We start from the raw sequence: 6264 nt of genomic DNA on the forward strand, positions 1-6264 counted from the left end.
TATGAGCAACAAAAAGCAGAACAAGGAATTGCTCGAAGCCATGGACGTTCTAGAAAAGGAAAAGGGCATCAAAAAAGAAGTCATTATTGACGCTTTAACTCAAGCCCTCGAAACGGCCTACAAGAGCAATTACGACAAAGAAACCAACGTCAAAGTGACGATTGACAAAAACACCGGCGCCTTTCACGTCTATTCGCGGAAGACGGTTGTAGACGAAGTAACAAACCCCCTCGAACAGATTAGTTTGAAGGACGCTTACCAGATTAGTCACGGTTACGAACTGGGCGATGAAGTGGACAAGGAAGTCACCCCTGCCAACTTTGGCCGGATTGCCGCTCAAACTGCCAAGAACGTTGTGATGCAAAAGCTGCGCGAAGAAGAGCGGCAAGTGGTTTTTGATCGCTACGACAAACTGCGTGATGACATTGTCGATGGGGTTGTTTCACGGGAAGACAACCGTTACGTTTACGTCGAATTGGAAGATGGAACAGAAGCGGCGATGAACAAGCACGACCGGATGCCTAATGAGCATTACCGGGTTCATGATCATCTCCAGGTCTACATTACCCGGGTTGAGCGTGAAAAGACCCGTGGCCCACAAGTTTTCGTCTCCCGCACGGCACCAGATTTGTTGCGGCGGCTATTTGAAAAAGAAGTGCCAGAATTTGCTGATGGTCCGGTTGAACTGAAAAAGATCGTTCGTGAGCCAGGTGACCGGGCGAAGGTTGCTGTTTACTCAACGGACCCGAATGTTGACCCGGTCGGGACTTGTGTTGGTCCCCGGGGGTCTCGGGTCCAGGCGATCGTCAACCAACTGGGCGGTGAAAACATCGATATTGTTGAATACGACGAAAACCCAGCTAACTACATTGCTAATGCCCTTAACCCTGCTGACGTCCTGGATGTAATCTTTGCTTCTGATCCAGCTGAGCAAAAGCCGGCAAATGATGAGGAAAATGCCTCAGACGAGAATGCGCCAGAAGTTCACCCATCCTGCACGGTGGTCGTTCCGGATGACCAGCTGTCACTGGCCATTGGGAAAGCGGGACAAAACGCGCGGCTTGCTGCCCGTTTGACCGGTTACAAGATCGACATTAAACCAGCTAGTGAGATGGAAAATGAGCCTAATAATGATCTTGAGGATGACAATCCGGACTCAACGGACGATAATGGAGACGTAGACGACTAAGTTTTTAAAAGAGCAGCGGGGTGAAATAATGAAAAAGAAAAAAATACCGATGCGAAAAGACGTTGTGACCGGAACGATGAAGCCCAAACGGGAACTAATCCGGGTTGTACGCAATAAGCAAAACGAGGTTAGCTTGGACCCAACGGGTAAAAAGCCGGGCCGGGGCGCCTACGTAGCGGTCGATGTCGAAGTGGCTAAAGAGGCCAAGGCAGAACGGACTTTTGACAAGGTCTTTGGAGTCAGTCTTGACGACCAGTTTTATGACCAGTTGATCGAGTATGCTGATCATGAACAGGCACGGCAGAAACTGTTCCACAATGATAAATAAACAAGTTTTGTCATTGCTCGGCCTCGCTCGACGGGCCCAGCAAATTGTGACTGGTGAAGGGATGGTTCTCAAAGCAGTTCGCCAGAGAAAGGTATTTTTAGTTTTCTTAGCCAGTGACGCGGGCAATGCAACGAGTAAAGAATTTCAAAATAAGTGCCGTTATTACCACGTTAGTCTCGTGCAGGACTTTACTGCCGCGCAGTTAAGTTCTGCCATCGGGATGCCACGGAAAGTCATCGGCGTCAAGCAGGCTGGTTTTGCCAATAAGATGAAGAAAATGATCAAAAATGAAACCATTTAGTTAAATTAGTAAAGGAGCGTGGACGTATGGCCAAGGAACGAATTTATGAATTAGCCAAGGAACTTGGGATGCCGAGTAAAAAACTGGTTGATTTGGCCAAGCGCCAGGGAATGTCAGTAAAGACTCATATGTCTTCTGTGACCCCGGAAGAAGCAGGCAAGTTGCGTTCGGTTGCAAAAGGCGGTGCCAAAGAGCAGGCAGCCCCGAGTCAACAAGCAAAGCATGACCACAAAGAGCAGAAAAAAGCTACTGCAAAAAAACAGCAACCACTTCATAAACAGGAGCATAAAAACCACCAAAGCCAACACGGTTTTCAGGAACAACGTGATTCCCAGAAGAACCACCAGTCAGCTAACAAACAAGAGCATCCGAACCGACAGAATAAGCAGCAAAATGAGCGTCCAAATAATAATGGGCGTTTTGGCGGTAGCCTGAATAATGAGGACAAGAAAGGCCGCAAGAATAAGAAACGTAACCGTAAGCAACGGCGGCAGGAACGGAAGAACCGGCGTCTTCGCCAGGTATCGCACAAGCAGCCGACGGCACGTAAAAACCGGCCATTGCCTGATGTTTTGGAATACACTGACGGGATGAATGCTCAGGACTTATCAAAGCTTTTGCATCGTTCAACTGCCGAAATCGTTAAGAAACTCTTTATGTTAGGTGTCATGGTCAATCAAAACCAGTCCCTGGATAAGGACACGATTGAAATTCTGGCGGCTGACTATGGTATCAAGGCAAAGGAAAAGGTTCAAGTAGACGTTGCCGACCTGGACAAGTTCTTTGAAGAAGAATCCCATAACGAAGAAAACATGGTTCCTCGGCCACCAGTTGTTACGGTTATGGGCCACGTTGACCATGGGAAGACGACCCTGCTGGATAAGATCCGGCATACTCACGTGACGGCTCATGAAGCCGGGGGAATTACCCAAGCGATCGGTGCCTATCAAGTCAAGTATGATGGCAAATTGATTACATTTCTTGACACGCCGGGGCACGCGGCCTTTACAGAAATGCGGGCTCGTGGCGCTAACATCACCGATATTACGGTGCTGGTGGTTGCTGCTGATGACGGGGTTATGCCACAAACGATCGAAGCGATTAACCACGCTAAGGCTGCCGGAACGCCGATCATCGTTGCCGTTAACAAGATCGATAAGCCTGGTGCCAATCCGGACCATGTTACCCAACAGCTGACCAAGTACGGTCTGATCCCAGAAGATTGGGGTGGTGACACTATCTACGTCCAAATCTCTGCCAAGTTCGGCAAGAACATTGATGAGTTGTTGGACAATATTCTTCTGCAAGCGGAAGTGATGGAGCTGAAGGCCAACCCGAAGCAGAATGCGGCGGGTTCCGTTGTTGAAGCTCGGCTTGACCAGGGACGGGGGGCAGTTGCTACCCTCCTGATTCAACAGGGGACGATGCACGTCGGTGATCCAATCGTGGTTGGTAACACCTACGGCCGGGTGCGGACCATGAACAATGAAAACGGCCATGCTATCAAGGAAGCAACCCCATCTACGCCAGTAGAAATTACTGGGTTAAATGATGTGCCAGAAGCCGGTGATCGGTTCGTTGTCTTTAATGACGAAAAGACTGCGCGGGCTGCTGGTGAAGAGCGGGCAAAACGGGCATTGGAAGAAGAACGACAACGGACTTCTCACGTCACGCTGGATAACCTCTTTGCGACGATGAAGAAGGGTGAAATGAAGACCTTGCCGCTGATTATCAAGGCGGACGTTCAAGGTTCTGTTGAGGCCCTAAGCCAGTCCCTGGAAAAGATTAAGGTGGATGGTGTTCGGGTTGATATTATTCACAAGGCCGTTGGTGCCATCTCCGAATCCGATGTTACGCTGGCCGAGGCTTCCAACGCTGTTATCATCGGCTTTAACGTCCGGCCAACCCCGATTGCTAAATCTGAAGCGGATCGTAGCAATATCGATATCCGGCTTCACCGGGTCATTTACGACGCCATCGAAGAAGTTGAGGATGCCATGAAGGGGATGTTGGAACCTGTTTACAAGGAAGAAACCCTTGGTCAGGTTGAAGTGCGTCAGCTTTACCACGCATCCAAGGTTGGTACCATCGCCGGCGGGATGGTAACGCAGGGCAAGATCACTCGTGATTCCAAAGTGCGACTGGTTCGTGACGGGGTCGTTGTTTACGAAGGTGAGCTTGGCAGTCTGAAGCGCTTCCAAGATGATGTCAAGGAAGTTAAGCAGGGCTACGAATGTGGTTTGACGATCGAAAATTACAATGACATCAAGGAAAATGATGTTATCGAAGCGTACCAGATGAAGCAGGTCCCTGCTGACAAGAAGTAGGAGGCATTATAATGCCAAATAAACATTATCGGGTGGACCGCTTATCGCAAGAGATCAAACGGGAGGTAGACGACATTCTCTTAAAACGGATCCGGGATCCGCGGGTTCAGGGAGTGACGATTACCGGCGTTGATGTGACAGGCGATTTACAGCAGGCCACCATTTACTACAGCATTCTCTCAGACAAGGCTTCTGATGGTGAAAAAGCGCAGGCTGGTCTCGATAAGGCAACCGGGATGATTCGAAGCATTCTGGGTGGTCGACTGAATATTTTCAAGACACCTGAGATTAGTTTTAAACGCGATCCGTCGATTGCTTACGGAAACCGAATCGACCAGCTGTTAAATGAATTACACCATAAGGACCATGAATTTTAAATAAAGCAAGCCGTAGTCATGACGACTGCGGCTTTTTTTAGATAGGGAGCGATGAATGATGAGAATTGGCTTTATCGGCACTGGCGTAATGGGAAGCGGCATTATTGCAAATTTGTTAAAGCACGATTATGATCTGGTTGTTTATAACCGAACCAAGGAGCATGCCAAGGATGTACTAAATTTAGGCGCTAAATGGGCTGATTCTCCCGCCCAAGTCGCCAGGGCTTCGGACGTGGTGATGACGATGGTGGGCTTTCCCCAAGACGTAGTAGACGTTTATTGTGGGCAAAACGGTGTTATGAAAGCCGTTAAGCCCAACCAATTGTTGATCGATTTGACGACAAGCAAACCATCGCTGGCCCAGAATTTGGCAGCTAAAGCAACTCAACGCGGTGCATTTATGTTGGACGCCCCAGTTTCTGGCGGCGATATCGGGGCGCAAAAAGGGACTTTGACGGTGATGGTTGGCGGGGACCGCGACCAACTCAACCAACACTTGGCTCTTTTTCATGCTTTTGGCCAAACTGTTCGCTACTTTGGCCCAGCAGGCAGTGGACAGCACGCTAAAATGGCTAACCAAATTATGATTGCCGGGACAATGACCGGGATGTGTGAGTGCTTGGCTTATGCTAAAGCGGCGCATTTAAAGTTGGATGAGGTACTGGCGACCGTTAATAATGGGGCGGCGGCAAACTGGAGTCTTGCTAACTACGGGCCCCGCATTTTAAAAGACGACTATACACCTGGCTTTTTTGTTAAACACTTCGTTAAGGATTTGCGGATTGCATTGGATGAGGCGGCAAAAATGCATCTGCAATTACCGGCAACTGATCAGGCAAAACGGCTTTATGAACAGTTGATGCAGCAAGGAGATAGTGACGATGGAACCCAGGCGCTGATCAAATTATGGTGGAAGTGATCCTCCTTTTCTGTGCAAGCGTTTGCAAAGAGCAAGGCGATCTGCTAGAATTTAAGAAAACGCTTACGGAGGATTTCTATGACAAGTGAAAAAGATTTAATGCTTGCAGGGCAGCCCTACATCGCCAAAGATGAACAACTATCCAAGGAACGTGACACTGGGCACCAGCTCGTATATGAATTTAATCAGACGCCGCCTCGTGACCAGGCCAAGGCCGAGAAGTTATTAAATGAGAAGATTATTGATGCGCCTTCGATGGATGCCTACATTGACTTGCCGGTACACATTGACTATGGTCCTAACATTCATGTTGGCAAGCGTTTCTATGCCAACTTTAATTGCACGTTTTTGGACTCGGCGCCGATTACAATTGGGGATAACGTGATGCTAGCTCCCAATGTCAGCTTGTATACTGCTGGCCACCCCCTGGATTCTGCTATTCGCAATGACCCGATGGATTTGGAAACGGCCGAACCGATTACGATTGGTAATAACGTTTGGCTCGGCGGGAGTGTAGTTATTTGTCCAGGCGTGACGATCGGCGATAATGTGATTGTCGGTGCCGGAGCAGTGGTGACCAAGGATATTCCCGATAACGTCATCGCGGTGGGAAATCCGACTCGGGTGCTCCGTCAGTTGACGGCGAAGGACCACCAATACTGGGAAGAGCAACGTAAACTCCATGATCAGCGCATTGCCGGTACGATTGAATTTAAGAAATAAGAGCTATTCAGCAGAGTCGCAGCTGACGTGTACCCAAAAAGTTGGAAGTTGAATATTCTGGCTTGATAATTGAATAAATATTTTTTCTAGGCAACTAGAC

At 48.8% G+C, this 6264-nt stretch carries 6 protein-coding genes and 2 pseudogenes; all 8 read left to right on the forward strand.

Annotated features, from left to right (window positions below; translation table 11 throughout):
* Window position 1: 1 nt before the first annotated feature.
* Window positions 2-1189 carry a transcription termination factor NusA gene (gene nusA, locus QOR82_RS01285; protein WP_283582957.1) on the forward strand — a complete coding sequence of 396 codons (1188 nt, stop codon included), beginning with the start codon at window positions 2-4 and terminating at the stop codon, window positions 1187-1189.
* Between the two features lie 28 nt (window positions 1190-1217).
* The gene (gene rnpM, locus QOR82_RS01290; protein WP_283582958.1) at window positions 1218-1517 is read left to right on the forward strand and encodes an RNase P modulator RnpM; all 300 of its coding nucleotides are present in this window, start codon (window positions 1218-1220) and stop codon (window positions 1515-1517) included.
* The gene (locus QOR82_RS01295) at window positions 1507-1818 is read left to right on the forward strand and encodes a L7Ae/L30e/S12e/Gadd45 family ribosomal protein (protein ID WP_283582959.1); all 312 of its coding nucleotides are present in this window, start codon (window positions 1507-1509) and stop codon (window positions 1816-1818) included. Before rnpM ends, QOR82_RS01295 begins: the two co-directional genes overlap by 11 nt.
* 26 nt (window positions 1819-1844) lie before the next feature.
* Window positions 1845-2009 (forward strand): annotated as a pseudogene (locus tag QOR82_RS09470) (translation initiation factor IF-2 N-terminal domain-containing protein); the annotation flags it as partial.
* Window positions 2010-2216: 207 nt separating this feature from the next.
* Window positions 2217-4145 (forward strand): annotated as a pseudogene (gene infB, locus QOR82_RS01300) (translation initiation factor IF-2); the annotation flags it as partial.
* Window positions 4146-4156: 11 nt separating this feature from the next.
* Window positions 4157-4522, forward strand: coding sequence for a 30S ribosome-binding factor RbfA (gene rbfA, locus QOR82_RS01305; RefSeq protein ID WP_283582961.1), 366 nt, complete (start codon window positions 4157-4159; stop codon window positions 4520-4522).
* Between the two features lie 58 nt (window positions 4523-4580).
* Entirely contained in the window at window positions 4581-5441 is an 861-nt protein-coding gene (locus tag QOR82_RS01310; RefSeq protein ID WP_283582966.1) for an NAD(P)-dependent oxidoreductase, read from the forward strand.
* Between the two features lie 78 nt (window positions 5442-5519).
* On the forward strand, window positions 5520-6164 hold the full coding sequence (locus QOR82_RS01315) for a sugar O-acetyltransferase (protein ID WP_283582962.1): 645 nt from the start codon (window positions 5520-5522) through the stop codon (window positions 6162-6164).
* Window positions 6165-6264: the final 100 nt, after the last annotated feature.

Origin of the sequence: Limosilactobacillus difficilis, from assembly GCF_947387495.1 — a bacterium.
GTDB classification, from domain to species: domain Bacteria; phylum Bacillota; class Bacilli; order Lactobacillales; family Lactobacillaceae; genus Limosilactobacillus; species Limosilactobacillus difficilis.